This window comes from Sphingopyxis sp. J-6 (genome assembly GCF_046603995.1).
GTDB lineage: Bacteria > Pseudomonadota > Alphaproteobacteria > Sphingomonadales > Sphingomonadaceae > Sphingopyxis.
Genome location: NZ_CP145810.1, coordinates 3,999,526 through 4,023,988, shown reverse-complemented (window position 1 = coordinate 4,023,988; position 24,463 = coordinate 3,999,526). Strand labels below are relative to the sequence as shown.

Genomic DNA, 24,463 nt, shown 5'->3' with positions numbered 1-24,463 from the left:
GCCCGAGGCCGTAGGGGCACGGGCGAGTTTTCCAGCGAAAGGGCAGGCAATGATCGTAGGCGTCATCGGGGCAGGGCAAATGGGCGCGGGCATCGCGCAGGTCTCGGCAGGCGCCGGGCACGACGTTCTGCTCTCCGACATCGACCTCGCGCGCGCCGAAGCGGGCAAGGCGGGCATCGCCAAAGCGCTCGGACGCCTCGTCGCCAAGGAAAAGATGACGCAGGAGGGCGCCGACGCCCTGCTCGGCCGCATCACCCCGGTCGCCGACCACAGCGCCTTCGCCCCCGCCGACCTGGTGATCGAAGCGGCGACCGAGCGCGAGGAAATCAAGCGCGCGATCTTCGCCAGCGTCGGTCCGCATCTGTCGGCCACCGCGATCCTCGCGACCAACACCAGCTCGATTCCGATCACCCGCCTCGCGCAGGCGGCGCACGACCCCGCGCGCTTCATCGGCGTTCATTTCTTCAATCCGGTCCCGGTGATGGGCCTGATCGAACTGATCCGCGGCCTTGCCACCAGCGATGCGACGCTGGCGGCCGTCGAGGCGTTCGGGCGCGGTCTCGGCAAGGAAATCGTCCATGCCAACGATGCGCCGGGCTTCATCGTCAACCGCGTGCTGATGCCGCTGATCAACGAGGCGGTCTTTGCATTGGGTGAAGGCGTCGCGTCGATGCAGGACATCGACACCGGCTGCCGTCTCGGCCTCAACCATCCGATGGGGCCGATCACGCTCGCCGACTTCATCGGGCTCGATACCTGCCTCGAGATCATCCGCGTGCTCTACAGCGGCACCGGCGATCCGAAATTCCGTCCCGCGCCGCTGCTCGTCAAATATGTCGAGGCAGGCTGGGTCGGCAAAAAGGCGGGGCGCGGCTTCTATGACTGGACGGGGCCGGAGCCCGTGCCGACGCGGTGACGGAAAGCGGGCGCGCGCCGCCCGGCATTTATGGCTGGACGATCGCCGGGTCATTGCACAGAGTGGCGGCGGTCGGCGATTGAACGGAGCCGAAACGGCCGGCGGGCGTTTGCAAGAAAAGGCGCCCTCCGGCGCCGCCAGGGGAGCCGATCATGCACCGCAAAATTGCCTTCACGCTTTCGCTGCTTGTCGTAACATCCGCCACGCCGCTTTACGCGCAACAGGGATCACCCGAGGAATCGACGGTCAAGAAAACCGCCGATTCGGTGACCGAACCCTTCGACGGCAAGGAAGTGCCCGAAAAGCTGCTGGCGATCCAGGGCGACCCCTATTCGCTCGCCGGGCTCGGCAAATGTGCCGCGATCATCCGCGAGGTCGGCGAACTCAACGAGGTGCTCGGCCCCGACGTCAACGAACAGGTAGACAAGAGCCTCGGCAAGAAGCGCGAGGAAACCGCCGGCCGCGTCGCGGGCAATGTGGCCGGATCGATCATCCCGTTCGGCGGGCTGATCGGCGAGGTGACCGGCGCCAATGCCGAACGCCGCCGCTACGCCTTTGCGGTCTATGCCGGAACGGTGCGCCGCGGCTTTCTGAAAGGCATCGGCCTGCAACGCGGCTGCAAGGCACCGGCGCGGCCTTGAACGGAAAGAGGAGCGGGACAAGATGAACGTCGACAATATCCGGCCGTTTCGTGTCGAGGTGCCGCAGGACGCGCTCGACGATCTTCGCGACCGGCTGGCGCGCACGCGTTGGCCTGAGAAGGAAACGGTCGACGATTGGGATCAGGGCATCCCGCTCGCCTATGCCCGTGAACTCGCTACCTATTGGCGCGATGAGTATGACTGGCGGCAGATCGAGGCGCGGCTCAACACCTGGCCCAACTTTCTGGCGGCCGTCGATGGCCTTGATATCCATTTCCTCCATATCCGCTCGGACAATGTCGCCGCGCGGCCGCTGGTGCTGACGCACGGCTGGCCGGGGTCGGTGTTCGAATTTCTCGACGTCATCGAGCTGCTGTCGGTCGACTATCACCTTGTCATCCCGTCGCTCCCCGGTTTCGGTTTTTCGGGCAAGCCGGAGCGGTCGGGCTGGGGTGTCGAACAGATCGCCGCCGCGTGGGACGCGCTGATGCGGGCGCTCGGCTACGACCGCTATTTCGCGCAAGGCGGCGACTGGGGCAGTGCGGTAACCTCGGCGATCGGCATGCACCACGCCGGCCATTGCGCGGGCATCCACGTCAACATGGTCACCGGCGCGCCGCCACCCGAGCTGATGAGCGACCTCACCGACGAAGAGAAGCTCTATCTCGCGCGCTTCGGCTGGTATCAGGCCAAGGACAATGGCTATTCGACGCAGCAGGCGACGCGGCCGCAGACGATCGGCTATGCGCTCACCGATTCTCCCGTCGGGCAGATGGCGTGGGTCGCGGAGAAATTCCACGGCTGGACCGATTGCGGGCATCAGCTCGGCGGCCAGTCGATCGGCGGCCACCCTGAACAGGCGGTGTCGAAGGATGCGATGCTCGACACGATCAGCCTCTATTGGCTGACGGCCAGCGCCGCTTCGTCGGCGCGGCTCTACTGGGAGAGCTTCCGCCAGTTTGCGGCGGGCGAGATCGACGTGCCGACGGGATGCAGCCTGTTCCCGAACGAGATCATGCGCCTGTCGCGGCGCTGGGCCGAACGGCGGTACCGCAACATCGTCTATTGGAGCGAAGCGGCTCGCGGCGGCCATTTCGCCGCCTGGGAACAGCCCGAGCTGTTCGCCGCCGAGGTCCGCGCGGCCTTTGCGCAGATGGATCTTTGAAAGGGCCGCCGGCTTTTACCGGCGGCCCATCCCCCTTTTTCAGAGCGGCCGTATCGCGACGCGGCAGCTTTCGGGCGCCGAGCGCAGCGCGGTATTCCATGTCACGCTGTTGCCGGTGCGATGCAGCCGCGCGCCGCTCTTGTTCTCGTAAATCTGGCCCATATTGGCGGGCGTCGACCGCAGGGTCATCGTCTGACGTCCGTTGACGCGGACGATCGCGGCATTGGGCAGATAGTTGACCACCAGCCGCGTTCCACGGTCGCAATCATAGGATGTGCCGGTACGGGCCGGAGTGGAAGCGCAGGCCGCCAGCGCCAGCGTGGTGGCGGCGAGGGCGATCGTCGGGGCGCTCCGCATCGTCAATAGCCCGAGCGGACGCACAGCACGTCGGCCAGATAGACGCGGTTCGCGACCGTTTCCATATGCTCGCGCGCCGAGCCGTTCCAGCCGATCGAGCGGCACCAGCTGTCGGCGGTGCGCGCGGCGCAATTGGCGGTCGACGATCCGTTGGCGCAGGCGAGGACGCGATAGCCGCCGGTGCCGGGCTGGGTATGGAATTCGGCGAAATTGCCGCGCACGACCTGATCGCTGGCGGGCGGGTTCGGGTTCCAGCCGCCACCCCCCGACCCGACGGGGCGGATCGACTGGATGGTCAGTCCGCGCAGGACGTTGCCGAGCATCGGCGTGTCGCGCTCGACCGTCCGGCAGGTGCCGCGATAGCGTGTCTTTTCGCACAATTCCCAGCGGCCGCTGGCGACGCGGATCGAATTGACCGGCCACGCGAGGCCGAGGTTGGACTTCGCCTCGCCGATGAACACCGCGGGTCCGCGGTAGGCGGCATCGCGATAGATGGTGGCTTCGGGCGGCCGGTATCGCCGCTCTTCGGGGGTCTGTGCCGTGCTGGTGGTCAGCATGCCGCTGCCGGCGATCAGCGCAATGCCTGCCGCCGCTTGCCATGGGAATGAAAGTCGCATCACCGCAAAACCTTTCCCTGCCAAAGGTCACTGCTGGTCCCGGGCAAGGCTACGTCACACCGGCCCGATTTGCAATCCGGCTACATCAGCCCCAGCATCAGCCCTGCCAGCGCCGCCGACATCAGGTTCGACAGGCTGCCCGCGAGCAGCGCCTTCAGCCCCAGCCGGGCGATCATCGGGCGCTGGTTCGGCGCCAGCCCCCCGGTTACCGCCATCTGGATCGCGATGCTCGAAAAATTGGCGAAGCCGCACAAGGCAAAGGTCGCGATCGCGACCGAGATCGCCGACAAATCGCCCTGCACCTTGCCGAGGTCGATGAAGGCGACGAATTCGTTGAGCACGACCTTGGTCCCGAACAGCCCGCCCGCCGCGGCGCTTTCGTCCCATGGCACCCCCATCAGCCACATGACGGGGCGGAAGATCGCGCCGATCACCGCCTGGAACGACAGGTCGGGATAGCCGAACCAGCCGCCGATGCCCGCGAGCAGCCCGTTGGCGAGCGCGACGAGAGCGACGAAGGCGAGCACCATCGCGCCGACCGCGACCGCCAGCTTGACCCCGGTCTGCGCGCCCTGCGCTGCCGCCATGATGATGTTGGCGGGGCGCTCCTCGTCGTGGCTCGCCTCGGGCATGATCACGGGTTCGATGCCGATGTCCTTGGGGTCGTCGGGCATCATGATCTTTGCCATCAGGATGCCGCCCGGCGCCGACATGAAGCTGGCCGCGAGCAGATAGGGCAGCAATTGCTCGCCGATCATGCTCGCATAAGCGCCGAGGATCGTACCCGCGACCCCCGCCATGCCGACGGTCATCACGGTGAACAATTGCGACGGCGTCAGCCCCGCGAGATAGGGACGGATGACGAGCGGGCTTTCGCTCTGGCCGACGAAGATATTCGCCGCGGCGCCGAGGCTCTCGACCTTGGTAATCCCGGTGATCTTCTGGATCGCGCCGCCGACCCATTTGATCACCAGCTGCATGATGCCGAGATAATAGAGGATCGAGATCAGCGAGGCGAAGAAGATGATGACGGGCAGCGCCGCGATCGCAAAGCTGTTGGCGCCGATTTCGGGCGAGGCGAGCGGCCCGAAGATGAAATCGGTCCCGGCCTTGGCATAGCCGAGCAGGTTCGACACGCCGCTCGACATCGCCTGGATGATCGCGCGGCCCCACGGCGTCCCGATCACCAGCAGCGCGAAACCGGCCTGCAGCAGAAAGGCGGGCACGACGACGCGCAGGCGGATCCAGCGGCGATTCGACGAAAACAGCAGGGCAATCGCCAGCAGCGCGACGATGCCGAGCAATCCGATAAACCGTTCCATAGTCCGCCGCGTCCCCGCAAAGATGATGCCGCCTGTCTAACGGGCTTTGGCGGCGGGGCAAGCTTGCGCGGCCGCGCTATCTTTCCAGCGCCATCAAAAGCGATTAAGCGGCGCCGATGGAACAAGGCTCCCCGCGCGTTATCGCGCCCTCCCTGCTGCTCTTTGCGATCCTCTATGGCGGCATGGTTCCGCTGGGCGGCTTTCTCGGCGCGAAGCAGGTCGCGCTCGGGCCGCTGGCGGTCGAGGCGGGCATCTTTCCCTTCCTGACCCTGATCGCGATTTCGAGCGGCATCGCCGAACTGCACGGGCGCGTCGTCGCCGACCGGCTGGTGCGGCTGGGCTTCATCCCGCTGATTCTCGCGATCATCCTGACCGTTTTCGTCCTGCAACTGCCGACCGACGCCGGCATGTACGAGCCCGCGAAGGAAGCCTTTCCGATCATCGTCGGCCAGGGCTGGCGGATGATGGCGGCGGGCATCCTTGCCTATGGCGTCTCGGTCAGCCTCAACGTCTGGCTCTTCTCGCGGATGACCGCGAACAACGGCCGGTTGCTGCCGGTCCGCGGCTTTGTCGCGGCGGCGCTCAGCCAGATCATCGACACGCTGATCTTCATCACGGTCAGCTTCTATGGCGTGCGGCCGATCGGCGACCTGATGCTCGGCCAGATGATCGCCAAGGTAGTGCTGTCGGCGGTAATGGTGCCGCTGCTCGTGATGGCGGTGGTCGCGATCGGCCGCCGTCTCGATACAAAGAATGCGGAATGACCCCTGTGACTGATCCCTCGAAAATGCCCGACCTGCTCGCCAAGGCGGAAACGCTCGTCGAGGCGCTGCCCTATCTGCAGCGCTATGCGGGCGAGACCTTCGTGATCAAATATGGCGGCCACGCGATGGGCGACCCCGAGGCGCAGCGCGATTTCGCCGAGGATGTCGTGCTGCTGAAAGCGGTCGGCATCAATCCGGTCGTCGTGCACGGCGGGGGGCCGCAGATCGGCGCGATGCTGAAACAGCTCGGCATCGAATCGCAGTTCGTCGGCGGGCTGCGCGTCACCGACGCCGCCACCGCCGAGGTCGCGGAAATGGTGCTGGCGGGCAAGATCAACAAGGAAATCGTCGGCTGGATCGCGGGGCTCGGCGGCCGCGCGGTCGGTATTTCGGGCAAGGATGCCAATCTGGTGCTCGCCGAAAAAGTGCATCGCAGCGAACCCGACCCCAATTCGGGAATCGAGCGCCACGTCGACCTCGGCTTCGTCGGCGAACCCGTGGCGGTCGATCCGACGATCCTCGCCAATCTGACCAAGGATAATTTCATCCCGGTCATCGCGCCCGTCGCCCTCGGCGCCGATGGCGCGACCTATAACATCAACGCCGACACGATGGCGGGGGCGATCGCCGGGGCGCTCGGCGCGAAGCGCTTTTTCCTGCTCACCGATGTTTCGGGCGTGCTCGACAAGTCGGGGGCGCTGCTCACCGATCTCGACCGCCCGGCTATCGAGGCGCTGAAGGGCGACGGGACGATCACCGGCGGCATGATCCCGAAGGTCGAAACCTGCGTCGCCGCGGTCGACGCCGGGGTCGAGGCGGCGGTCATCCTCGACGGACGCATCCCGCACGCGATGCTGCTCGAAATTTTCACCGCCAGGGGTGCAGGCACGCTCATTCACCGCTAGGAGGGGCTACGACCCGACACCAGCCCGGCCGGAGACCTTGATGTACGTAATGTTGCTGCAAATCCTGTCGATCATCCTCAACGTCCTGTGGTGGATCATCATCGTGCAGGCGGTGATGTCGTGGCTGATCGCCTTCAACGTCATCAACACCCACAATGATTTCGTGGCGCAGCTCTGGCATGTGCTCGAGCGGATCACCGAACCGCTTTATCGTCCGTTCCGGCGGATCATGCCCGATTTCGGCGGGCTCGACCTGACGCCGATGGTCGTGCTGATCCTGATCATCATCCTGCAGGGGCCGGTAATCTCCTACCTCTACCAGCTCGGCATGAACGCCGGAGTGGCCTGAGATGACCACCGCTGAGGTCATCGACGGCAAGGCGTTCGCCGCCGGCCTGCGCGCGCGGATCGCCGATGCGGTTCCCGCCTTCGCCGCGGCGGCGGGGCGCGTGCCCGGGCTCGCGGTCGTCCTCGTCGGCGACGATCCGGCGAGCGCGGTCTATGTCGGATCGAAGGGCAAGGCGACGGTTGCCGCCGGCATGGCGAGCTTCGAGCATCGCCTGCCCGCCAGCGCGGCGCAGGACGAGGTCGAGGCGCTGCTGCGCCAGCTCAATGCCGATGACAGCGTCGACGGTATCCTGCTGCAATTGCCGCTTCCCGGTCATCTCGACGAACAGGCGGCGGTGGCGACGATCCACCCCGACAAGGATGTCGACGGGCTTACCCCGGTCAGCGCCGGGCGCCTCGCGCTCGGCATAGCCGGGATGGTCCCCTGCACCCCCTATGGCTGCCTGCTGCTGCTGCAGGACCGGCTCGGCGACCTGTCGGGCAAGGATGCGGTGGTGATCGGCCGCTCGATTCTCGTCGGCAAGCCGATGGCGGCGCTGCTGCTCGGCGCCAATTGCACTGTCACCATCGCGCACAGCCGCACCAAAGATCTCGCCGACGTCGTACGCCGCGCCGATATCGTCGTCGCCGCGGTCGGGCGGCCGGAGATGGTGAAGGCCGACTGGATCAAGCCCGGCGCGACGGTGATCGACGTCGGCATCAACCGCCTGCCGCCCGCCGATGGCGCCGCGAAAGGCCGGCTGGTCGGCGACGTCGACTATGCGGGCGCGGCGACGGTCGCGGCGGCGGTCACCCCGGTGCCCGGCGGCGTCGGTCCGATGACCATCGCCTGCTTGCTGCGCAACACGCTCGTCGCCGCGCATCGCCGCGCCGGGCTCGCCGACCCGGAGGGTTTCTGATGCGGCGTCTGCTGATCGCCGCGCTCCTGTCGTCGGCGATCGCGGTCGGCGGCGCGGCGGCGCGCGAGCGCGACCGGCCGTTGGCGCCGAACCCCAGCGCCTATATCGCCGCCGAAATCGCCTTTGCCCGGCTGGCGCAGGAAAAGGGCCAGTGGACGGCGTTTCGCGAGACCGCCGCGCCCGATGCGGTGATGTTCGTGCCGCAGCGCGTCGTCGCGCTGGACTGGCTCAAATCGCAGAAGGACCCGGCCGAGGCGGTCAAATGGCAGCCGCACGCCGTCTATATCAGTTGCGACGGCCATAGCGGCGCCACCACCGGTGCGTGGCAGAAGGGCGGCGCGCAGGGCTATTTCACCACCGTCTGGCGGCGCGACCCCAAGAAAGGCCGGATACGCTGGGTGCTCGATCATGGCGACACGCTGACGACGCCGCGCGATACGCCCGATTTCATCGAAGCGAAGCAGGCGAAATGCGGTTCGCGTCCCGGGGTCGCGGTCGATGCCGGGGAAGGCGGCGGCGATATGGTCGTCGGCGTTTCGCCCGACCAGACTTTGAGCTGGACGTCGAGCGTCGCCGCCGACGGCTCGCGCCGCGTCACGGTTCGGATGTGGGACGGCACCGCGATGCAACCGGTGATCGACGATCGCGTCGCGGCGGTGCCCCGCTGATGCTCGACCTCTTCATCTCGGCCTTCGTCACCCTGTTCGTGATCATCGATCCGCCGGGCTGCGCGCCGATCTATGCCAGCCTGACGACAGGCGCCAATGCCGAACAGCGCCGGTCGATGGCGATCCGCGCCGTGATCATCGCGGGCGCCATCCTCGTCTTCTTCGCGATGTTCGGCGAAGCGCTGCTGAGTTTCCTCCACATCGACCTCGACAGCTTCCGCATCGCAGGCGGTGTCATGCTGTTCATCATCGCGATCGACATGGTGTTCGAAAAGCGCACCGAACGGCGCGAGCAGCGGGCCGAAAAGGTCAAGGCGACCCCGGAGATCGAGGATGTGTCGGTCTTTCCGATGGCGATGCCGATGATCGCCGGGCCCGGATCGATCGCGTCGGTGATGTTGCTGGTGGCGCAAAACAACGGTCTCGACCGCGCCTTCGTGATCTTCGGCGCGTTGCTGCTCGTGCTGCTGCTGACGCTGGCCGCGCTGCTGTCTGCGGGGCCGCTGATGCGGTTGATCGGCAACAAGGGCGAGGCGCTGATCACCCGGCTGCTCGGCGTGCTGCTCGCTGCCCTCGCGGTGCAGTTCCTTATCGACGGGCTCAAGGCCAGTTTTCCCAGCCTGGCATAGAAAAGGGATGAAAAAAGGGCGCCGCCCGCAGGCGACGCCCTTTCCTGTCCACGGGAGTGGAGATCAGCGTGCGGCGTTCACATCGGCCTGCGTCACCGGCGCGATGCGGATTTCGACGCGGCGGTTGCACTGATAGTCGGCCTCGCTGCGTTCGGGCGAACATTTGAGCTGCGATTCTCCATAGCCCATCGTCGCCATGCGGGCGCGCTGGATGCCGCGGCCGCCCAGATAGTCGGCGACCGACGCGGCGCGGCGTTCGGACAGACCCTGATTATAGCTGTCGCTGCCCGTCGAATCGGTATGGCCATAGACGTCGATATAGGTGCTGGGATATTCGGCGAGCGTTGACGCGACATTGTCGAGCGCACTGCGGAACTGCGATTTCACCAACGCGCTGTTATAGTCGAAGGTGACGTCTCCGGGCATGTTGAGCACGAGCTGGTCGCCTTGCCGTTCGACGTCGATGCCGGTGCCGGCGGTACGTTCGCGCAGCTTCTTTTCCTGCTGGTCCATATAATAGCCCGCGCCCGCGCCGGCGACCGCGCCGATGCCTGCGCCGACGATTTCCTCGGTGCGGCTGTTCTTGCCGCCGATCAGGTCGCCGAGCAGATAACCGCCCAGCGCGCCGCCGACGCCGCCGATCGCGGCCTTCGAAATCTTCTTCTCGCCGGTCACCGGATCGGTGACGCAGGCGCTCAGCGACAGCGCGCCGATGCTCGCGAGGAGGGTGAGCTTGATCATATTAGTCTTCATCTTTTCGCTCCCTAGCTTGGCGGCCCGACCCGGTCCTGCGATGGCCGCCCGATACGCCGATAACATATGGCCCGCCAACTGGTTCCAAAATCATGCTGAACGGCGCCTGAGCCGGGCCGCAGCAATGCTCCCCGAACCGGATCGCTGCGATCCCATTGTGCACGGGCTTCGCTTTCGCCTATAGGAAGGCATGACCGAAGCTGACAGGGGCCGGGCGCCGACGCGCCGTACGACCGCCCAATGACCCCTTTTCCCTGGTCGGATGTCGTGATCATCCTGATCCTCATCCTCCTCAACGGCGTTTTCGCCATGTCCGAGCTCGCGATCGTCTCGTCGCGTGATCCGCGCCTGCAAGCCGCCGAAAAGCGCGGCAGTCGCGGCGCGAAGATCGCGCGGCAGCTCGCATCGGACCCCGGACGCTTCCTGTCGACCGTGCAGGTCGGCATCACGCTGATCGGCGTGCTGACCGGTGCCTATTCGGGTGCCAGCCTCGGCCAGCCGGTGGCCGAGCGCCTGCAGGCGCTGTTCGGCTTCGACGCGGAAACCGCCTTGTCGGTGGCCTTCGCGCTGGTCATCGCACTCACCACCTATGCCTCGCTGATCGCGGGCGAACTGGTGCCCAAGCAATTTGCGCTTCGCGCCCCCGAACGGATCGCGATCATCGTCGCGCCGATGATGTACTGGCTGTCGCGAATCGCCGCGCCGCTCGTCTGGCTGCTCGATAACAGTTCGGCGCTGGTGTTCCGCCTGCTCGGCCTCAACCGCGAATCGGAAGACCGGGTGACCGCCGAGGAGTTGCACCTGATCGTCGCCGAGGCGTCAAAGTCGGGGGTGATCGAGGAAAGCGAGCGCGCGATCATCTCGGGCGTCGTCCGGCTGGCCGACCGTCCGGTGCGCGAAGTGATGACGCCGCGCAAGGATGTCGACTGGATCGACATCGCGTCGGACGCCGACATGGTGCGCGCCAAGCTGCTCGAAACCCCGCATACCCGCATCCCCGTTGCGCGCGGTTCGGTCGACGAGATCGTCGGCATCGTGCAGGCGCGCGATATCGCTGCGGCGCTGTTTCGGGGCGAGGCGCTCGACCTCGAAACGCTGACCCGCCCGGCCAAGGTCATCCACGACCAGATCGACGCGATGGACGCACTCGAAAGCCTGCGCGCCGCCGATGTGCCGATGTTGTTCGTCCACGACGAATATGGCCATTTCGAAGGGCTGGTGACCCCTGCCGACCTGCTCGCGGCGATCGCCGGCGAATTCGCGTCGGACCAGGATATCGGCAGCGAGCCCTTCGTCGTCGAGCGCGACGACGGCAGCCTGCTGATCGCGGGATCGATGCCCGCCGACCAGATGGCCGAGCGATTGGGAATCGAACTGGCGGACGACCGCGACTATGCGACCGCCGCCGGCCACGCGCTTGCCATTCTGAAGCGCTTGCCCGAGGAGGGCGAGCATTTCAGCGACCGGGGATGGCGCTTCGAGATCGTCGATATGGACGGCCGCAAGATCGACAAGCTGCTCGTCAGCGAAATCCGCCGGCCGAAGGACGACGGCGACGGGGAGTAGCTAGACTGGCGCGGGCGTCAGCCCGCCCGATGTTCACCCTTCACCCAGCGCACCGTTCCCGACGAGGCGCGCATCACCACCGTTTCGGTGGTCATCACGCCGTCGCGGCGATGCTTGACGCCGCGCAGCAGCGACCCGTCGGTGACGCCGGTCGCGGCGAAGATCACGTCGCCCTTGGCAAGATCTTCGAGGTCATAGACGCGGTCAAGATCCTCGACGCCCCATTTGGCGGCGCGCTTGCGTTCGTCGTCGTTGCGGAACAGCAGCCGGCCCTTGAACTGGCCGCCGACGCAGCGCAGTGCCGCCGCAGCGAGGACGCCCTCGGGCGCGCCGCCCGACCCCATATAGATGTCGATGTTGGTTTCGGGGTTGGTCGTCGCGATCACGCCGGCGACGTCGCCGTCGGGGATCAGCGCGACGCCGCAGCCGAGGCTGCGCAATTCGGCGATCATCGCTTCGTGGCGCGGCCGGTCGAGCACGCACACCATGATGTCCTCGGGGCCGCAGCCCTTCTCGCGCGCCACCGCCTCGACATTCTCGCGGATGCTGTTGTCGAAATTGACGATGTTCGGTGAATAGCCGGCGCCGACCGCGAGTTTGTCCATATAGACGTCGGGAGCGTTGAGCAGACAGCCTTCCTCGGCGATCGCCAGCACCGCGAGCGCGTTGGGCCCCGCCTTGGCGGTGATCGTCGTGCCTTCGAGCGGGTCGACCGCGATGTCGATCTTTGGGCCCTTGCCGGGCGCGTTGCCGACCTTCTCGCCGATATAGAGCATCGGCGCCTCGTCGCGTTCGCCTTCGCCGATGACGATGGTGCCATCCATATAAAGCGTGTTGAACGCGGTGCGCATCGCCTCGACCGCCGCGGCATCGGCGGCTTTCTCGTCGCCGCGCCCGATCAGCTTCGCCGCCGCGATTGCCGCAGCTTCGGTGACGCGCACCATTTCGAGCACGAGTACCCGGTCGAGGTTGCTGCTGTTCGTCATCCCGCTACTCTCCGTCTTTGCTATTGCCTTGCCGCCCCCGTCGGGCATGGTGCGCGCCATATGGCCGGCCGCACCGCTTGTCGAGGATGCTTCGCCCGATTCGGCGCCGCTTTTGCCGCATCCTGCGTCATCGCGATGACGACGGCAGGGACGGCCGCCGCGCAGGTGCAGGGACCGCCCGCGCCGCCGCCGCCGCGCGATGCCGAAACCGCTGCCGCCAACGCCAAGGAGATGGTCGACCCGATCCGGCGCTGCAAACCGGCCGACGATGGGTCGATTACCGTGTGCGGCACCGACACGGAGCGGCATCGGCTGTCGCCCGAACTCCGTGCGATCGCGGGGGTCGGTCGCGACGCCCGGCCCAAACTGCCGCGCGCCGAGGCGCAGGGGATGATGTTCGACCGCCTGCCCTATAATTGGGTGGCGCTGGGCAAAGGCTATCCGCCCGGCCCCGAATATAATGCGCTCTATGAAATGGCGAAGCGTGCGACCGATCCCGATACGGGGACGCCGCTCCCCGAAGAAGCCGAACCTTAAAGCGCGAGGATCGGCATGTGCATCGGCGTGCCGACGACATGGTCCGACGCCGCGAGGATGCCGAGCGCGGCGTGGATCGCGCTCGCCGGGCCTTCATGGGTGACGAGCACGATGATGACGCTGTCCTCGTCGTCGCCGCCGCGCTGGATGAGGCTTTCGATCGAGACGCCGGCATCGCGCATCGCCGCGGCGATCTCGGCGAGCACGCCGATGCGGTCCTCGACGATCAGGCGGACATAATGTTTGCCGACCCGCGCGCCCGCGTCCGCCGCCGGGGCGTGGTCGAGCGAATCGACGGGCATCGCGAAGGCGGGGCCATATTCGTCGCGCGCGATGTCGATGATGTCGGCGACGATCGCCGACGCCGTCGGTCCCGCGCCGGCGCCGGCGCCTTCGAAGAACAGGCGGCCGACGAAATTGCCCTCGGCGACGACGGCGTTGAGCGCGCCCGGAACATAGGCGAGCGGATGGTCGGACGGGACGAGGCACGGCTGGACATGCTGGTAGAGGCCACCGCCGTTTTCTCCGCTGTCGCGCTCGGCCATGCCGATCAGGCGGACGCGATGCCCGAGGGCTTCGGCTTCGCGGATGTCGGCAGCGGTCAGATTGCGGATGCCGTCGGCGGTCACCGCATCGATGTCGAGCTTCGTTCCGAAGCACAGCGCGGCAAGGATCGACAATTTATGCGCAGCGTCGATGCCGTCGACGTCGAAGGTCGGGTCGGCCTCGGCATAACCCTCGGCCTGTGCCGCGGCGAGCGCTTCGGCGAAGCTTGCGCCGTTCCGCTCCATCTGCGTCAGGATATAATTGCAGGTGCCGTTGAGGATGCCGTAGACGCGCGCGATCTCGTTCGCCGACGCGCCCTCGCGGATCGCCTTGATCACCGGGATGCCGCCAGCCACCGCTGCCTCATATTTCAGCGGCGTGTCCTTTTCCTCGGCCAGCCGCGCGAGGTCGAGGCCGTGGTGCGCGATCATCGCCTTGTTCGCGGTGACAAGCGCCTTGCCTGCGCCGAGCGTCTGGCGCGCCAGCGTCAGCGCCGCGCCATCGGCGCCGCCGATCATTTCGACCACGACATCGACATCGTCGGCCGCGACGAGCGCGCCCATGTCGTCTTCCCAGCGATAGGGGGCGAGGTCGATGCCGCGGTCGCGGTGGCGGTCGCGCGCCGAGATCGCGACGATCTCGACCGGGCGTCCGGCGCGGCGCGCGATCAGGTCGCGATTGGCTTCGAGCAGGCGGACGACGCCGCCGCCGACGACCCCGATCCCGGCGAGCGCGACGCGGAGCGGCGGGCGTGGGGCGGGGACGGTGGAAGCGGACATCGGGGCACTCCTTGGCTAGCGGTCGCCAGCGCCCCTATCGGCTTTTCGCCATGAAACAAGCCCGCTGTGCCTTGGCGGGCCGGTAGCTCTTCTTTATCCGGCGACGGGCGGTTTGCGCGTTCGCGTGCATTCGCCGAGCGCGCCGAGCACGACGGCATAGTCGGATGCGGCCTTGCGGCGGTCGTCGGGAGCCGTGCCCGCCAGCTTGTTCAGCGGCAGGGTCTTGGGCAGCCCGCAGGCAAGGCGATACCACGCCAGCGTATTGCGCTTGGGCACCGCGGCCGATCCGTCGACGATCTCGCCGAACGCCGCGGCCCAGCGGCGCGATCCGTCGGCGGCGGTCAGGATGGTGAGCGACACCGGTTCGCCCGTCTTCGTATCGAGGAATAATTGTGTCTCGCCCTCGCCGGGCAGGGTGCCCGGGACATGGAAGCCGTTAGCGATTCCTGTGATCGCGGGCGGTGCGCCCGGTTTGACGAGCTCGGTCAGGATCGCCCGCAACTGCGCCTCGGTCGCCGGATCCCACAAGAGCTGGGCGTCTGGCGCGATCAGGCGGACGCTGCCGGTGCTGTTGGTGCCCGCCGCCGTCCCCGCGACAGGGCGGGCGAAGAGCAGGACGGGCTGCTTCTTCTTGAGCTTCGCCGCCTTGCCGTTCGCCGCCAGCGGCAGATCGACGAGATAGGTGATCCGTGCGGCGAGCGGCCCCGATCCGCGAATCAGCCCGACGACCTCGGCTTCGACATAGAATCGGGCGTGCCCGGCCGCGAGACCGGGCGCGCGGTCGGGCTTCAGGACCGTGGCGCTACGAATTTGGGCGTGGATCGTCATCGGCGCGGCGGTCGCGAGATCGGCGATGTCGGCGTAGCTATAGGCGCTTGCCGTCGCGGGAGCGCTGGCGGTCTGCATCGCGGAAACCGGCTGAATCCCGCCTGTTGCAAGCAAAATTCCGGCAAGGGCGGTCGGCAAAAGCGCGCGCATGGTCAAATCACTTTCCATCATTTGTGACACCGGGATGACACCGGTAACGCTATCGGAAGCCCCATCATGGGGCAGGGCACATTAACCGCTGATAAAGGGTTTGCGAACTTGCCGCCACCGCGATAGGACGGGCTCGAAGCGTCCGGCAAGAACATAAACAGCCGGATGCTATGCTATCGGGTCTCGCAAAACGCATCGGAAATCATCCGGGCATTTGGCAACCGAACCCGATGGTACGGATTGGTGTCAGGATGATCTAGCAAGGAGCGTCGTCCCTGAATGGCTTATGGTGATAATGTCGACCCTAAAAACAGGGTAGTGGCAATTGTCTTGGTTGGTCTGTTCACGGCAGTGCTGGGCTATGGCCTGGTCAATGGTTTGAACATCAGTATCGTCAAGAAGATTGCCGAAAAATTGGATGTGGTGGACGTCGAAGAGCCGCCGCCGCCGGAGGAGCCGCCCCCGCCGCCCCCGCCGGACAACAAGCTGCCGCCTCCGCCGCCGGTCGTGACGCCTCCGTCGCCGATCCCGCCGCCGGTAACGACGAACACGGTCCAGTCGGTGCCGACGCCGCCGCGGCTTCCGCCGCCGCCCGTCTACACGCCGCCGGCTCCGCCGGCTCCGCCGCCGGCTCCCGACCTCAGCCAAGCGGGCACGCCGAAGGGCAACCCGGGTCGCTGGGCGACGAACGACGACTATCCGGCGCGCGCCATGCGTGAAGAGCGTGAGGGAACGACCGGTTTCCGCGTCACTTACGGTGTCGACGGCAAGATCACGTCGTGCGATGTTACCTCGTCGAGCGGTCACGCCGACCTCGATGCGGAAACGTGCAAGCTGATCCAGCGTCGCGGCCGCTTCAATCCCGGCAAGGACCGTGCGGGCAACCCCACGGGCGGGAGCTACAGCAATCGTATCCGGTGGCAGATTCCGCGCTGACAAGGCGCGGGTCGCCCCGACCCAGTATTTTGACCAATTTTATTCTTTGAGAGGGAATAACCAGCATGTTTAATCTGATCGCAAATGCCGCCGCTGCGGCGCCGGCAGCTGCTCACGACGCAGGCCTGAGCCTGATGCCCGCTTCGATGTGCGTCAAGGAAGAAGGCCAGAACCCTTACGGTCTCGTTCCCGCGCTGTGCGAAGGCGGTATCGTGTCGCAGGTCACCTTCCTGGTGCTGCTGATCATGTTCATCGGGACGCTCTACATCCTGTTCACCAAGCTGTTCGAACAGAATAAGGTGATCGGCCAGGGCAAGGCGGTCGACGCCAATTTCTGGCGCGCGCCGACGCTGGCCGACGGTGCCGCGAAGCTCGAAAAGAACAGCGCCTATCGTCAGGTCGTCGAAGACGGTCTGCGCGCCAACGAAGAGCATAACAAGCTGACCGACCCCGTCGAAGCGCACGACTGGATGCACGGCACGCTCGAGCGTTCGCAGAACCACATCAACTCGAAGCTCAACGGCGGCCTCGCCTTCCTCGCGACCGTGGGTTCGACCGCGCCGTTCGTCGGTCTGTTCGGTACCGTTATCGGTATTCTTCGCGCCCTTGTGAAGATCGGTGCGTCGGGTCAGGCATCGATCGACACCGTCGCCGGTCCGGTCGGTGAAGCGCTGATCATGACCGCCATCGGTCTGATCGTCGCCGTTCCCGCGGTGCTCGCGTTCAACTGGCTGCAGAGCCGCAACAAGGCGATCGCCCGCCGTCTGTCGACCTTCTCGAACGACGTTCTCGGTTCGATCATGTCGGGCGGCCAGGTGAAGCCGGCGGTTCTGGCTGCTCCGGCGAAGGCTGCTCCCGCCGCCGCGCCGAAGAAGGCCTGACCGGTCTAATGGATCCTCGCCACGCCTCCCGACGGGCGGCTGGCGAGGTCCGCTGGACAGGTCGATGCGCCGCTGGCGGGTCGACCCGGTCCGTAACAGACAATTTTGTGACAGGATGCTAATCCTATGGCGATGAGTGCAGGCGCAAAGGGCGAAGAAGCCCCGATGTCCGAAATCAACACGACGCCGCTCGTGGACATCATGCTTGTGTTGCTCATCATCTTCCTCATCACGGTTCCCGTGGTGTTGGAGACGGTGAACCTCAAGCTGCCGGCCGTGGTATTCGAGCCGACGACGACGAAGCCTGAAAATGTGCTGCTGTCGGTCCGTTCGGCCGACACCGACGGTGACGGCGAACCGAACCCCGAAAGCACGGCGTGCGAAGTTTACTGGGGCCAGACCCCGGTCGATTCGCGCCAGTTGCTGGAACGCGGGCAAAAGAAGCTCGAGCAGCTTCTTGCCGACATCGGTGGACCGCAGAATATCACCGAGGAAAATTTCCCCGAGGTGCATATCCGCGGTGACATCAACACGCCGTACCAGTGCATCGGCGGGGTGATCTACACGATGCAATATGCCGGTTTCCAGAAGATCGGGTTCATTTCCGAACCGGCTCCCGGCTCTGGCACGCTGGGTCGCCTGTAAGGCGGCCCCGCAGTTATGAAGGAATAATCCTATGTCCATGGCCGTTGGCGATCGGGACGACAATGAACCGATGATGGACATGAACACGACGCCGCTTATCGACGTCATGCTCGTGCTCCTCATCATGTTCATCATCACCATCCCGGTCCAGACCCACGCGGTGAAGATCGACCTGCCGGTTCCGACCGACAGCAAGAACAATGTCGATCCGGAAAAGAACAAGGTGATGATCGACCCCGCCGGGACGATCACCTGGAACGGCGCACCGGTCGACCTTGCCCAGCTCGCGAACTATCTCGAGCAGACCAAGGCACTGCCGGTCGAGCCCGAGCTTCAGGTTCAGCCCGACCCCTATGCGCGTTATTTCGTCGTCGACAATGTGATGGCGGTGATCAAGCGCAGCGGCGTCGGCAAGCTCGGCTTCGTCGGCAACGAACAATATGCGCGCGTTTTCTGATCACTGATCCTTAACGCGTTTTATGGAAAGGGCCGCGAAGCAATTCGCGGCCCTTTTCGTTTGAAACATTTGTCCTTAATGACACGCCGGCCGCAACAACATAAGGTAGTTCGCATGAAAATCGCCATGATCGGAACCGGCTATGTCGGGCTGGTATCGGGGGCGTGCTTTTCCGATTTCGGCCACGATGTCGTCTGCGTCGACAAGGATGCCGGCAAGATCGAGGCGCTGAACGCGGGGCGGATGCCGATCTACGAGCCCGGCCTCGATTCGCTGGTGGCCAAGAATGTCGCGGCGGGGCGCCTGTCCTTCACCACCGACCTTGCGCCTGCAGTTGCCGAGGCCGACGCGGTGTTCATCGCGGTCGGGACGCCGTCGCGCCGCGGCGATGGCCATGCCGATCTTTCCTATGTCTTCGGCGCCGCCGAGGAACTGGCGGCGACACTCGATCATGATTGCGTGATCGTCACCAAATCGACCGTCCCGGTCGGCACCGGCGACGAGGTCGAGCGTATCCTGCGCGAGGGCGCGCCGGGGCGGTCGCACAGCGTCGCCTCGAACCCCGAATTCTTGCGCGAAGGTGCCGCGATCGGCGATTTCAAGCGCCCCGACCGCATCGTGATCGGTGCCGAAGACGCGCATGGCGAGTCCGTCCTCCGCGAAGTTTACCGGCCGCTCTTCCTCAACGAAGCCCCGATCCTCGTCACGCGCCGGCGCACCGCCGAGATGATCAAATATGCCGCCAACGCCTTCCTCGCGACCAAGATCACCTTCATCAACGAGATCGCCGATCTTTGCGAGGCCGTCGGCGCCGAGGTGCAGGACGTCGCGCGCGGCATCGGCCTCGACAACCGGATCGGCGCGAAATTTCTCCACGCCGGTCCCGGCTATGGCGGCAGCTGCTTCCCGAAAGACACGCTCGCGCTTTTGAAGACCGCGCAGGACAATGAAGTGCCGCTGCGCCTCGTCGAAGCGACGGTGCAGGCCAACGACCTGCGCAAGCGCGCGATGGGCCGCAAGATCGTCGCGGCGATGGGCGGCCACGCGCGTGGCAAGACGGTCGCGCTGCTCGGGCTGACGTTCAAGCCGAACACCGACGACATGCGCGATTCGCCGAGCCTCGCGATCGTCCAGACGCTGCTCGACGCCGGCGCGCGCGTCACCGCCTATGATCCCGAAGGGATGGAGATCGCGGCGCCGATGATGCCCGAGGTCGAAATGAAGGCAAGCGCTTATGCCGCGGCCGAGGGCGCCGACGCGGTGGCGATCATCACCGAATGGGACGCCTTCCGCGCGCTCGATCTCGCGCGGCTTGGCGGCAGCATGGCCGACAAGCTGCTCGTCGACCTGCGCAACATCTATCGCCGCGACGAAGTCCTCCGGCACGGCTTTCGCCACATCGCTATTGGAACCCGCGCCGAATAAGGGCATTCATCCTGTGACGGGCCCGGACGGTCGCCGATGCGGCCGCCGTGCCCCCCGCCAATCCATGGGGAGCAAGTTATGACGATCGTATCGCGCCGCAACGGCGCATTGCTGGCCACCGGCCTGATCGCCCTCGCGCTGGCCGGCTGCGCCAGCCTGACGGGCAAGGGGTCGCCCGACAAGCTGCCCGAACCCGATGCGGTGGCGCAGCTGACCGACGCCAGCGGCAGCGATCGCGGCCGCGTCGACATCTTCAAGGATACGAACGGCCTCCGGCTCGAACTGGTCGCGCGCGGCTTCGCGGCGGGCACCTATGGCATGCACGTCCATGCCGTCGGCCTTTGCGAAGGTCCCAAATATACGAGCGCCGGGCCGCACTGGAATCCGACCGGCGCGCAACACGGGCGCGAAAATCCGATGGGTGCGCATCATGGCGACATGCCGAACCTCGTCGTCGAGCCCGACACGATCGGCCGCGCGACGCTGACCCTCGTCGGCACGCGCCTCGCCGGCGACGGCGGGCTGCTCGATGCCGACGGCGCGGCGTTCGTGATCCACGCCAAGCCCGACGATTACCGGACCGATCCCAGCGGCAACAGCGGCGACCGCATCGCCTGCGGCGTGATCGTGGCGAAGGCGGACTAGATAGCACCGTCGCCCCCGCGCAGGCGGGGGCCACGGTTGGCCCTTAAGCCCGCACCCGTTCCTCGATCGTCGCTTCGGCCTGCGGCACGGCGCGATAGGCATAGATGAGCAGCCCGAGCGCGATCGGCGCGACGCCGATCAGCGACAGGATGCCGGTGCGCAGGTCACCCACCGGTTTGCCGTCGACGATCGTCCCGGCAAGATCGGAAATCTGTCCGACCATATAGGGGCCGAAGGACAGGCCGACGAGCGTCGTGCCGAGGAAGAAGGCGGCCGTCGCCGTTCCGCGCATCCGCGGCAGCACCAGATCCTGCGTCGTTGCCGCGGCGGCGCCGAGCGCTGCCGCGCCGAACAGGCCGGCAAGGAAGTTCATCGTATAGAATATCGTCGAATCCTCGGTCGTATAGCCGATCCAGATTGGAACGACCGGCGCGACGACGCCGAAGATGATCATCAGGATGCGCCCCGCGGGATTTTTCTCGCGCAGCGCGTCGGCGATCCGGCCGCCGATGATCACTCCGACAAAGCCGCTGACCGCGCCGTTCGCGCCGAGGATGAAGGCCAGTTCCTGCTTGGGGAGGCCCAGCACCGCTTCGGCATAGGGCGCCGACCAGAAGGCAAGCGCATAGGCGGCGAGGCTGACGAGGCCATAGCCCAATGTCGTGCAGATGAACGCCGGCGTCCCCCAGATCAGCCGGAAGGTCGCGGGATCATGCGCGCGGAGCGTGCAGGCCCAGGAGAAGACGGCATAATAGCCGAGCGCGACGGCCGACCATTGCGGCAAATTGCCGGTCAGTTTTATCATCCACCAGGCAAAGGTGCTGACCGCCGCGGCGAAGCCGATGTTGATCGCCAGCGCCGCTGGCCCGCGCTGCCAAGCGCCATAGAGCGTCAGCGGCGGCACGATCATCGACAGATCCTTGCCGAATTCGCGCAGCGGCGTCGGCGAGCCGTGCGCCGGGGTGCCGTCCATCGCGCCGCGCACCGGCTCGCGCAGCGATGCGACCCACAGGGCGAGCAACAGTCCGGGAATGCCGACGGCGAGGAAGGCCGCCTGCCAGCCAACCAGCCCCAATGGCCCGCCGGCCGGATAGGCCCTATTCCACCCCTCGAGGATCAACGCGCCAATGAACAGCGAAACGCCGCCGCCGAGGTACAGGCCCGACGAATAGATGGCGAGCGCCGTCGCCTTCTGCCGCTTCGGGAAATAGTCGGAGATCAGCGAATAGGCGGTCGGGCTGGCAGTCGCTTCCCCGACGCCCACTCCCATGCGCGCGAGCGTCAGGGTCAGCTGGTTGTACGCAAAGCCCGACGCCGCGGTCATCGCCGACCACAGGGTCAGGCCGATCGACAGCAATTTGACCCGGTTCCAGTTGTCGGCAAGGCGGCCGAGCGGAATGCCGAACAGCGCGTAGAAGACCGCGAAGGCGGCGCCGCCGAGGAAGCCCATGTCGCCGTCCTTCAGCCCGAGGTCGGCCTTGATGTCGACCGCGAGGATGCTGATGATCTGCCGGTCGATGAAATTCAGGATATAGACGACGACCAGCACCGACAGCACGTACCAGCTATAGCCGCTGGCGCTGGCCGCGGCGGCCGGTGCCTGCTCATGCGCCGCTCCACCGTGGCTCGTCTCCTCGGCCATCTGGCATCCCTCCCGCTCACCCGTTATCGTTGACGCCAATGGCTAGCAGAGCCGCGAAAAGGCGCAAGTTGAAAGTCGGTTCAACTTTGCGGGCGACAGGAGCAATATGCGCGAAGATAGACAAAATGCGAAACCGGCGATCCTCTTCCTCTGCCTCGGCAATATCTGCCGCTCGCCGCTGGCCGAGGGTGCGGCGCGCGCGGCCTTTGCCGAAGCGGGTATCGATGCGACGCTCGATTCGGCGGGGACGGGCGACTGGCACATCGGCCATCCGCCCGACCGGCGCGCGCAGGCCGAGGCGCGTCGCCGCGGCACCGACATCGCGGACCTCCGGGCCCGCCAGCTGGTTCGCGAGGATTTCTATCGCTTCGATCTGATCCTCGCCGCCGACGAAACCAACCTTTGCGATGCCCGCGCACTCGCGCCCGCCGATGCGACGGCAAAGCTGCGGCTGATGCTCGATCTGGTGCCGGGGCGCGCGGGCGACAGCGTCGCCGATCCCTATTATGGCGACGACGGCGGCTTCGCCGCGACGTGGGACGATGTCGGCGCGGTCGCCGCGGCGCTGGTCGCGGCGTCTGCGAAAAGCGGATAGCGCGCGACCGGGTGATAGCGCGACCCGCCATGGCCCATCTCGCTTTCATAGAGCAGGGCATGGTCAAAGACGAAGGGTGCGCTCGCGAGATCGCTGTGCAGCGCGAGGAACGGCGCGACTGGTCCCGTCGCGCGATTGAGACGGGCAAGCGTGATATGCGGCTGAAACGCTCGCGTTTCAGGTGCGACGCCGACGCGCGCGAGCAGTTGGTCGACCTTGCGATGGAGCGCGGCGAGCGCCTGATGCGGTTCGACCCCGGCCCAGAGCGTGTGCGGGCGACCCTGACGTTCGAACAAGCCGACCCCGGCAAGGCGCGCGGCGACGGCTGGCGCATGCAGGCTGCCGAGCGCTGCGGCGATATCCTCGGCGCGATGACGGTCGACCTCGCCGATGAAGCGCAAGGTGAGGTGAAGCTGGTCGTCGCTTTGCCAGCGGGCGGCCGAAATGCCGTGCATCGCGGCGATGAGCTGTTCGCGGATCGCACGCGGCGGCCGCAGCGCGACGAAGAGGCGATGGGTGGACATGGCTGTGCCAGCATAAGGGCTTCGCCACGTTCGGAAACCGCAAAGCGCGCGTAATGTCCGGTTTCGCTTGAAAGCGGGGAGGAAAATGCCGATATTCGCCGTACGGCCGGTATGGGCTGGCCAGTGATGGAGATGAAAAATGGCGAATTGGAACGACCCCAATGTGGCGGCTTCCGGTTTTGGCGCCGGCGCGAACGCAATGGACCAGGCCGTCGATGCCGGGCTGCGGTCGTACATGCTGTCGGTTTACAACTACATGGCGTCGGGGGTGCTGCTGACCGGCATCGTCGCGCTGCTCTTTTCGCGCTGGGAAGGCGCGCCCGCCCTGCTGTTCGGCCCGGGCGCAGTCAAATATCTGATCATGTTCGCGCCGCTGGCATTTGTGATGGTGCTGAGCTTTGGCATCAACAAGCTGTCGACGACCGCCGCACAGGGCCTGTTCTGGGCTTTTTCGGTCGTTATGGGCCTGTCGATGGCGTCGATCTTCTTCGTCTTTACCGACGCGTCGATCGCGCAGACCTTCTTCGCGACGGCGGCCGCCTTCATGGGTCTCAGCCTCTATGGCTATACGACCAAGAAGGATCTGTCGGGCCTCGGCACCTTCCTGATCATGGGCGTGTTCGGGATTATCGTCGCGATGCTGCTCAATGCCTTCGTCTTCCAGTCGAACGCGCTCAGCCTGGCGATCAGCGTGATCGGCGTGCTCGTCTTCGCGGGTCTGACCGCCTATGACACGCAGAAGATCAAGAGCATGTATTTCTACGTCCGCGGGACCGACTTTGTCGGCAAGTCGGTGATCATGGGCGCGCTCAGCCTCTATCTCGACTTCGTCAACATGTTCACCTTCCTGCTCAACCTGCTGGGCAGCCGCGAATAAGCGGTCCGACAAGCAATCGAACGGGAAAGCCCGGCGAAGCGATTCGCCGGGCTTTTTCTTTGCGTGAAAGATCGTCGGGTTTGAATGTCGGCTTTGCGGTGGGAAAGCAGCCATTCAATCTACGCACAAAAAGGAGCTGCTGATCTTTCCTCGGCGGACTTCAGCGAAGCACCCAAATGTAAGGTTGGACGCCTCGCACCTCCCAAGCGATGCCGTGCCAATACGCGGCGGCCGTTCACCCTCCCAATCATCGACGAGGCATCGTCCTTGGCAATCTGAACTATCGCGGCAGACTTTCCCGGCGTCCATGGTCCGAATGACGCATCGAGGAGTGCTATCCATTCCGGTTTTTTCGATTGTTCCGCCGGAAGCGGTACATTCGCCGAGAGACGGTATGCTCAGCGCCGATGCCGTCGGTTCCGCGGGCTGGCATCCCAAGAGGGTGCAGGCGGCAATAAAA

At 65.9% G+C, this 24,463-nt stretch carries 28 protein-coding genes; 19 read left to right on the top strand and 9 right to left on the bottom strand.

All coding sequences use genetic code 11. The annotated features are described in order from the left end of the window. Positions 1 to 49: 49 nt before the first annotated feature. The 3 genes from V6U71_RS19095 to V6U71_RS19085 all read left to right on the top strand — a co-directional run bounded on the left by V6U71_RS19095 (position 50) and on the right by V6U71_RS19085 (position 2,722). Positions 50 to 916: a 3-hydroxyacyl-CoA dehydrogenase NAD-binding domain-containing protein gene (locus V6U71_RS19095; protein WP_411339914.1), complete on the top strand. Its 867-nt coding sequence runs from the start codon at positions 50 to 52 to the stop codon at positions 914 to 916. Positions 917 to 1,068: 152 nt separating this feature from the next. Then, positions 1,069 to 1,557 (top strand): hypothetical protein, encoded by a 489-nt coding sequence (locus V6U71_RS19090; protein WP_411339913.1) that lies wholly within the window; start codon positions 1,069 to 1,071, stop codon positions 1,555 to 1,557. A gap of 22 nt (positions 1,558 to 1,579) precedes the next feature. Continuing rightward, positions 1,580 to 2,722 carry an epoxide hydrolase family protein gene (locus tag V6U71_RS19085; RefSeq protein ID WP_411339912.1) on the top strand — a complete coding sequence of 381 codons (1,143 nt, stop codon included), beginning with the start codon at positions 1,580 to 1,582 and terminating at the stop codon, positions 2,720 to 2,722. A 39-nt stretch (positions 2,723 to 2,761) separates the two neighbouring features. On the opposite strand, the gene V6U71_RS19080 is transcribed toward V6U71_RS19085, so the two are convergent. The 3 genes from V6U71_RS19080 to V6U71_RS19070 form a co-directional block, all read right to left on the bottom strand. Beyond that, positions 2,762 to 3,079 carry an MliC family protein gene (locus tag V6U71_RS19080; protein WP_411339911.1) on the bottom strand — a complete coding sequence of 106 codons (318 nt, stop codon included), beginning with the start codon at positions 3,077 to 3,079 and terminating at the stop codon, positions 2,762 to 2,764. 2 nt (positions 3,080 to 3,081) lie between these two features. Continuing rightward, entirely contained in the window at positions 3,082 to 3,696 is a 615-nt protein-coding gene (locus V6U71_RS19075; RefSeq protein WP_411339910.1) for a beta/gamma crystallin-related protein, read from the bottom strand. Positions 3,697 to 3,776: 80 nt separating this feature from the next. After that, positions 3,777 to 5,018, bottom strand: a complete 1,242-nt coding sequence (locus V6U71_RS19070) for a NupC/NupG family nucleoside CNT transporter (RefSeq protein ID WP_054731932.1) — start codon at positions 5,016 to 5,018, stop codon at positions 3,777 to 3,779. A gap of 116 nt (positions 5,019 to 5,134) precedes the next feature. Between V6U71_RS19070 and V6U71_RS19065 the strand changes: the two genes are divergently transcribed. Genes V6U71_RS19065 through V6U71_RS19040 form a run of 6 tightly spaced genes read left to right on the top strand, consistent with a single transcriptional unit; the run spans position 5,135 to position 9,231 of the window. Continuing rightward, positions 5,135 to 5,782 carry a queuosine precursor transporter gene (locus V6U71_RS19065; RefSeq protein WP_411339909.1) on the top strand — a complete coding sequence of 216 codons (648 nt, stop codon included), beginning with the start codon at positions 5,135 to 5,137 and terminating at the stop codon, positions 5,780 to 5,782. After that, on the top strand, positions 5,779 to 6,687 hold the full coding sequence (argB, locus tag V6U71_RS19060; protein WP_054589439.1) for an acetylglutamate kinase: 909 nt from the start codon (positions 5,779 to 5,781) through the stop codon (positions 6,685 to 6,687). The genes V6U71_RS19065 and argB overlap by 4 nt, the downstream gene beginning before the upstream one ends. A 40-nt stretch (positions 6,688 to 6,727) precedes the next feature. Further along, a complete protein-coding gene (locus V6U71_RS19055; RefSeq protein ID WP_054731929.1) occupies positions 6,728 to 7,036 on the top strand; it encodes a YggT family protein in 309 nt (102 codons plus the stop codon). 1 nt (position 7,037) lies between these two features. After that, on the top strand, positions 7,038 to 7,934 hold the full coding sequence (gene folD, locus V6U71_RS19050; RefSeq protein WP_411339908.1) for a bifunctional methylenetetrahydrofolate dehydrogenase/methenyltetrahydrofolate cyclohydrolase FolD: 897 nt from the start codon (positions 7,038 to 7,040) through the stop codon (positions 7,932 to 7,934). Beyond that, positions 7,934 to 8,602, top strand: coding sequence for a hypothetical protein (locus V6U71_RS19045; protein ID WP_411339907.1), 669 nt, complete (start codon positions 7,934 to 7,936; stop codon positions 8,600 to 8,602). Before folD ends, V6U71_RS19045 begins: the two co-directional genes overlap by 1 nt. Continuing rightward, entirely contained in the window at positions 8,602 to 9,231 is a 630-nt protein-coding gene (locus V6U71_RS19040; protein ID WP_411339906.1) for a MarC family protein, read from the top strand. Before V6U71_RS19045 ends, V6U71_RS19040 begins: the two co-directional genes overlap by 1 nt. Positions 9,232 to 9,294: 63 nt before the next feature. Here the strand turns inward: V6U71_RS19040 and V6U71_RS19035 are convergent, their stop codons facing one another. Then, positions 9,295 to 9,984 (bottom strand): OmpA family protein, encoded by a 690-nt coding sequence (locus V6U71_RS19035; RefSeq protein WP_411339905.1) that lies wholly within the window; start codon positions 9,982 to 9,984, stop codon positions 9,295 to 9,297. Positions 9,985 to 10,224: 240 nt separating this feature from the next. Between V6U71_RS19035 and V6U71_RS19030 the strand changes: the two genes are divergently transcribed. Continuing rightward, on the top strand, positions 10,225 to 11,550 hold the full coding sequence (locus tag V6U71_RS19030; RefSeq protein WP_411339904.1) for a hemolysin family protein: 1,326 nt from the start codon (positions 10,225 to 10,227) through the stop codon (positions 11,548 to 11,550). A 17-nt stretch (positions 11,551 to 11,567) separates the two neighbouring features. On the opposite strand, the gene glpX is transcribed toward V6U71_RS19030, so the two are convergent. Next, positions 11,568 to 12,536 (bottom strand): class II fructose-bisphosphatase, encoded by a 969-nt coding sequence (gene glpX, locus V6U71_RS19025; RefSeq protein ID WP_411339903.1) that lies wholly within the window; start codon positions 12,534 to 12,536, stop codon positions 11,568 to 11,570. 60 nt (positions 12,537 to 12,596) lie between these two features. Between glpX and V6U71_RS19020 the strand changes: the two genes are divergently transcribed. Next, on the top strand, positions 12,597 to 13,073 hold the full coding sequence (locus V6U71_RS19020) for a hypothetical protein (RefSeq protein ID WP_411339902.1): 477 nt from the start codon (positions 12,597 to 12,599) through the stop codon (positions 13,071 to 13,073). On the opposite strand, the gene V6U71_RS19015 is transcribed toward V6U71_RS19020, so the two are convergent. Further along, on the bottom strand, positions 13,070 to 14,398 hold the full coding sequence (locus tag V6U71_RS19015) for a homoserine dehydrogenase (RefSeq protein ID WP_411339901.1): 1,329 nt from the start codon (positions 14,396 to 14,398) through the stop codon (positions 13,070 to 13,072). The genes V6U71_RS19020 and V6U71_RS19015 overlap by 4 nt on opposite strands. Positions 14,399 to 14,491: 93 nt before the next feature. Next, positions 14,492 to 15,304 carry a hypothetical protein gene (locus V6U71_RS19010; RefSeq protein WP_411339900.1) on the bottom strand — a complete coding sequence of 271 codons (813 nt, stop codon included), beginning with the start codon at positions 15,302 to 15,304 and terminating at the stop codon, positions 14,492 to 14,494. Between the two features lie 351 nt (positions 15,305 to 15,655). On the opposite strand from V6U71_RS19010, the gene V6U71_RS19005 reads away from it, so the two are divergent. The 6 genes from V6U71_RS19005 to V6U71_RS18980 all read left to right on the top strand — a co-directional run bounded on the left by V6U71_RS19005 (position 15,656) and on the right by V6U71_RS18980 (position 20,365). Further along, positions 15,656 to 16,312, top strand: coding sequence for an energy transducer TonB (locus V6U71_RS19005; RefSeq protein WP_411339899.1), 657 nt, complete (start codon positions 15,656 to 15,658; stop codon positions 16,310 to 16,312). Between the two features lie 65 nt (positions 16,313 to 16,377). Then, positions 16,378 to 17,193: a MotA/TolQ/ExbB proton channel family protein gene (locus tag V6U71_RS19000; RefSeq protein WP_411339898.1), complete on the top strand. Its 816-nt coding sequence runs from the start codon at positions 16,378 to 16,380 to the stop codon at positions 17,191 to 17,193. A 126-nt stretch (positions 17,194 to 17,319) separates the two neighbouring features. Further along, positions 17,320 to 17,838, top strand: coding sequence for an ExbD/TolR family protein (locus tag V6U71_RS18995; protein ID WP_054731921.1), 519 nt, complete (start codon positions 17,320 to 17,322; stop codon positions 17,836 to 17,838). A gap of 31 nt (positions 17,839 to 17,869) precedes the next feature. Beyond that, positions 17,870 to 18,295: an ExbD/TolR family protein gene (locus V6U71_RS18990; RefSeq protein WP_054589428.1), complete on the top strand. Its 426-nt coding sequence runs from the start codon at positions 17,870 to 17,872 to the stop codon at positions 18,293 to 18,295. 114 nt (positions 18,296 to 18,409) lie between these two features. Continuing rightward, positions 18,410 to 19,720 carry a UDP-glucose dehydrogenase family protein gene (locus V6U71_RS18985; RefSeq protein WP_411339897.1) on the top strand — a complete coding sequence of 437 codons (1,311 nt, stop codon included), beginning with the start codon at positions 18,410 to 18,412 and terminating at the stop codon, positions 19,718 to 19,720. Between the two features lie 78 nt (positions 19,721 to 19,798). Next, the gene (locus V6U71_RS18980) at positions 19,799 to 20,365 is read left to right on the top strand and encodes a superoxide dismutase family protein (RefSeq protein ID WP_411339896.1); all 567 of its coding nucleotides are present in this window, start codon (positions 19,799 to 19,801) and stop codon (positions 20,363 to 20,365) included. 43 nt (positions 20,366 to 20,408) lie between these two features. On the opposite strand, the gene V6U71_RS18975 is transcribed toward V6U71_RS18980, so the two are convergent. After that, on the bottom strand, positions 20,409 to 22,007 hold the full coding sequence (locus V6U71_RS18975) for a spinster family MFS transporter (RefSeq protein ID WP_411339895.1): 1,599 nt from the start codon (positions 22,005 to 22,007) through the stop codon (positions 20,409 to 20,411). A 106-nt stretch (positions 22,008 to 22,113) separates the two neighbouring features. Here V6U71_RS18975 and V6U71_RS18970 point away from each other — a divergent pair, with 106 nt between their 5' ends. After that, positions 22,114 to 22,602, top strand: coding sequence for a low molecular weight protein-tyrosine-phosphatase (locus tag V6U71_RS18970; RefSeq protein WP_411339894.1), 489 nt, complete (start codon positions 22,114 to 22,116; stop codon positions 22,600 to 22,602). Here V6U71_RS18970 and thpR read toward each other — a convergent pair. Further along, a complete protein-coding gene (gene thpR / locus V6U71_RS18965; RefSeq protein WP_411339893.1) occupies positions 22,512 to 23,126 on the bottom strand; it encodes an RNA 2',3'-cyclic phosphodiesterase in 615 nt (204 codons plus the stop codon). The two genes, V6U71_RS18970 and thpR, sit on opposite strands and share 91 nt — an antisense overlap. A 139-nt stretch (positions 23,127 to 23,265) precedes the next feature. Between thpR and V6U71_RS18960 the strand changes: the two genes are divergently transcribed. Beyond that, a complete protein-coding gene (locus V6U71_RS18960) occupies positions 23,266 to 24,003 on the top strand; it encodes a Bax inhibitor-1 family protein (protein WP_054589422.1) in 738 nt (245 codons plus the stop codon). Positions 24,004 to 24,463: the final 460 nt, after the last annotated feature.

Excerpts from the sequence above, each read along its gene's own strand:
- V6U71_RS19055 (WP_054731929.1), top strand. The coding sequence starts at position 6,728 with ATGTACGTAATGTTGCTGCAAATCCTGTCGATCATCCTCAACGTCCTG.
- V6U71_RS19065 (WP_411339909.1), top strand. The coding sequence starts at position 5,135 with ATGGAACAAGGCTCCCCGCGCGTTATCGCGCCCTCCCTGCTGCTCTTT.
- V6U71_RS18980 (WP_411339896.1), top strand. The coding sequence starts at position 19,799 with ATGACGATCGTATCGCGCCGCAACGGCGCATTGCTGGCCACCGGCCTG.
- V6U71_RS19090 (WP_411339913.1), top strand. The coding sequence starts at position 1,069 with ATGCACCGCAAAATTGCCTTCACGCTTTCGCTGCTTGTCGTAACATCC.
- V6U71_RS19095 (WP_411339914.1), top strand. The coding sequence starts at position 50 with ATGATCGTAGGCGTCATCGGGGCAGGGCAAATGGGCGCGGGCATCGCG.
- V6U71_RS19040 (WP_411339906.1), top strand. The coding sequence starts at position 8,602 with ATGCTCGACCTCTTCATCTCGGCCTTCGTCACCCTGTTCGTGATCATC.
- V6U71_RS19015 (WP_411339901.1), bottom strand. The coding sequence starts at position 14,398 with ATGTCCGCTTCCACCGTCCCCGCCCCACGCCCGCCGCTCCGCGTCGCG.
- V6U71_RS19085 (WP_411339912.1), top strand. The coding sequence starts at position 1,580 with ATGAACGTCGACAATATCCGGCCGTTTCGTGTCGAGGTGCCGCAGGAC.
- V6U71_RS19080 (WP_411339911.1), bottom strand. The coding sequence starts at position 3,079 with ATGCGGAGCGCCCCGACGATCGCCCTCGCCGCCACCACGCTGGCGCTG.
- V6U71_RS18995 (WP_054731921.1), top strand. The coding sequence starts at position 17,320 with ATGGCGATGAGTGCAGGCGCAAAGGGCGAAGAAGCCCCGATGTCCGAA.
- V6U71_RS19010 (WP_411339900.1), bottom strand. The coding sequence starts at position 15,304 with ATGCAGACCGCCAGCGCTCCCGCGACGGCAAGCGCCTATAGCTACGCC.
- argB (WP_054589439.1), top strand. The coding sequence starts at position 5,779 with ATGACCCCTGTGACTGATCCCTCGAAAATGCCCGACCTGCTCGCCAAG.
- V6U71_RS18975 (WP_411339895.1), bottom strand. The coding sequence starts at position 22,007 with ATGGCCGAGGAGACGAGCCACGGTGGAGCGGCGCATGAGCAGGCACCG.
- V6U71_RS19005 (WP_411339899.1), top strand. The coding sequence starts at position 15,656 with ATGGCTTATGGTGATAATGTCGACCCTAAAAACAGGGTAGTGGCAATT.
- V6U71_RS18985 (WP_411339897.1), top strand. The coding sequence starts at position 18,410 with ATGAAAATCGCCATGATCGGAACCGGCTATGTCGGGCTGGTATCGGGG.
- V6U71_RS19035 (WP_411339905.1), bottom strand. The coding sequence starts at position 9,984 with ATGAAGACTAATATGATCAAGCTCACCCTCCTCGCGAGCATCGGCGCG.
- V6U71_RS19000 (WP_411339898.1), top strand. The coding sequence starts at position 16,378 with ATGTTTAATCTGATCGCAAATGCCGCCGCTGCGGCGCCGGCAGCTGCT.
- glpX (WP_411339903.1), bottom strand. The coding sequence starts at position 12,536 with ATGACGAACAGCAGCAACCTCGACCGGGTACTCGTGCTCGAAATGGTG.
- folD (WP_411339908.1), top strand. The coding sequence starts at position 7,038 with ATGACCACCGCTGAGGTCATCGACGGCAAGGCGTTCGCCGCCGGCCTG.
- V6U71_RS19030 (WP_411339904.1), top strand. The coding sequence starts at position 10,225 with ATGACCCCTTTTCCCTGGTCGGATGTCGTGATCATCCTGATCCTCATC.
- V6U71_RS18990 (WP_054589428.1), top strand. The coding sequence starts at position 17,870 with ATGTCCATGGCCGTTGGCGATCGGGACGACAATGAACCGATGATGGAC.
- V6U71_RS18970 (WP_411339894.1), top strand. The coding sequence starts at position 22,114 with ATGCGCGAAGATAGACAAAATGCGAAACCGGCGATCCTCTTCCTCTGC.
- V6U71_RS19045 (WP_411339907.1), top strand. The coding sequence starts at position 7,934 with ATGCGGCGTCTGCTGATCGCCGCGCTCCTGTCGTCGGCGATCGCGGTC.
- V6U71_RS18960 (WP_054589422.1), top strand. The coding sequence starts at position 23,266 with ATGGCGAATTGGAACGACCCCAATGTGGCGGCTTCCGGTTTTGGCGCC.
- thpR (WP_411339893.1), bottom strand. The coding sequence starts at position 23,126 with ATGTCCACCCATCGCCTCTTCGTCGCGCTGCGGCCGCCGCGTGCGATC.
- V6U71_RS19070 (WP_054731932.1), bottom strand. The coding sequence starts at position 5,018 with ATGGAACGGTTTATCGGATTGCTCGGCATCGTCGCGCTGCTGGCGATT.
- V6U71_RS19020 (WP_411339902.1), top strand. The coding sequence starts at position 12,597 with ATGGCCGGCCGCACCGCTTGTCGAGGATGCTTCGCCCGATTCGGCGCC.
- V6U71_RS19075 (WP_411339910.1), bottom strand. The coding sequence starts at position 3,696 with ATGCGACTTTCATTCCCATGGCAAGCGGCGGCAGGCATTGCGCTGATC.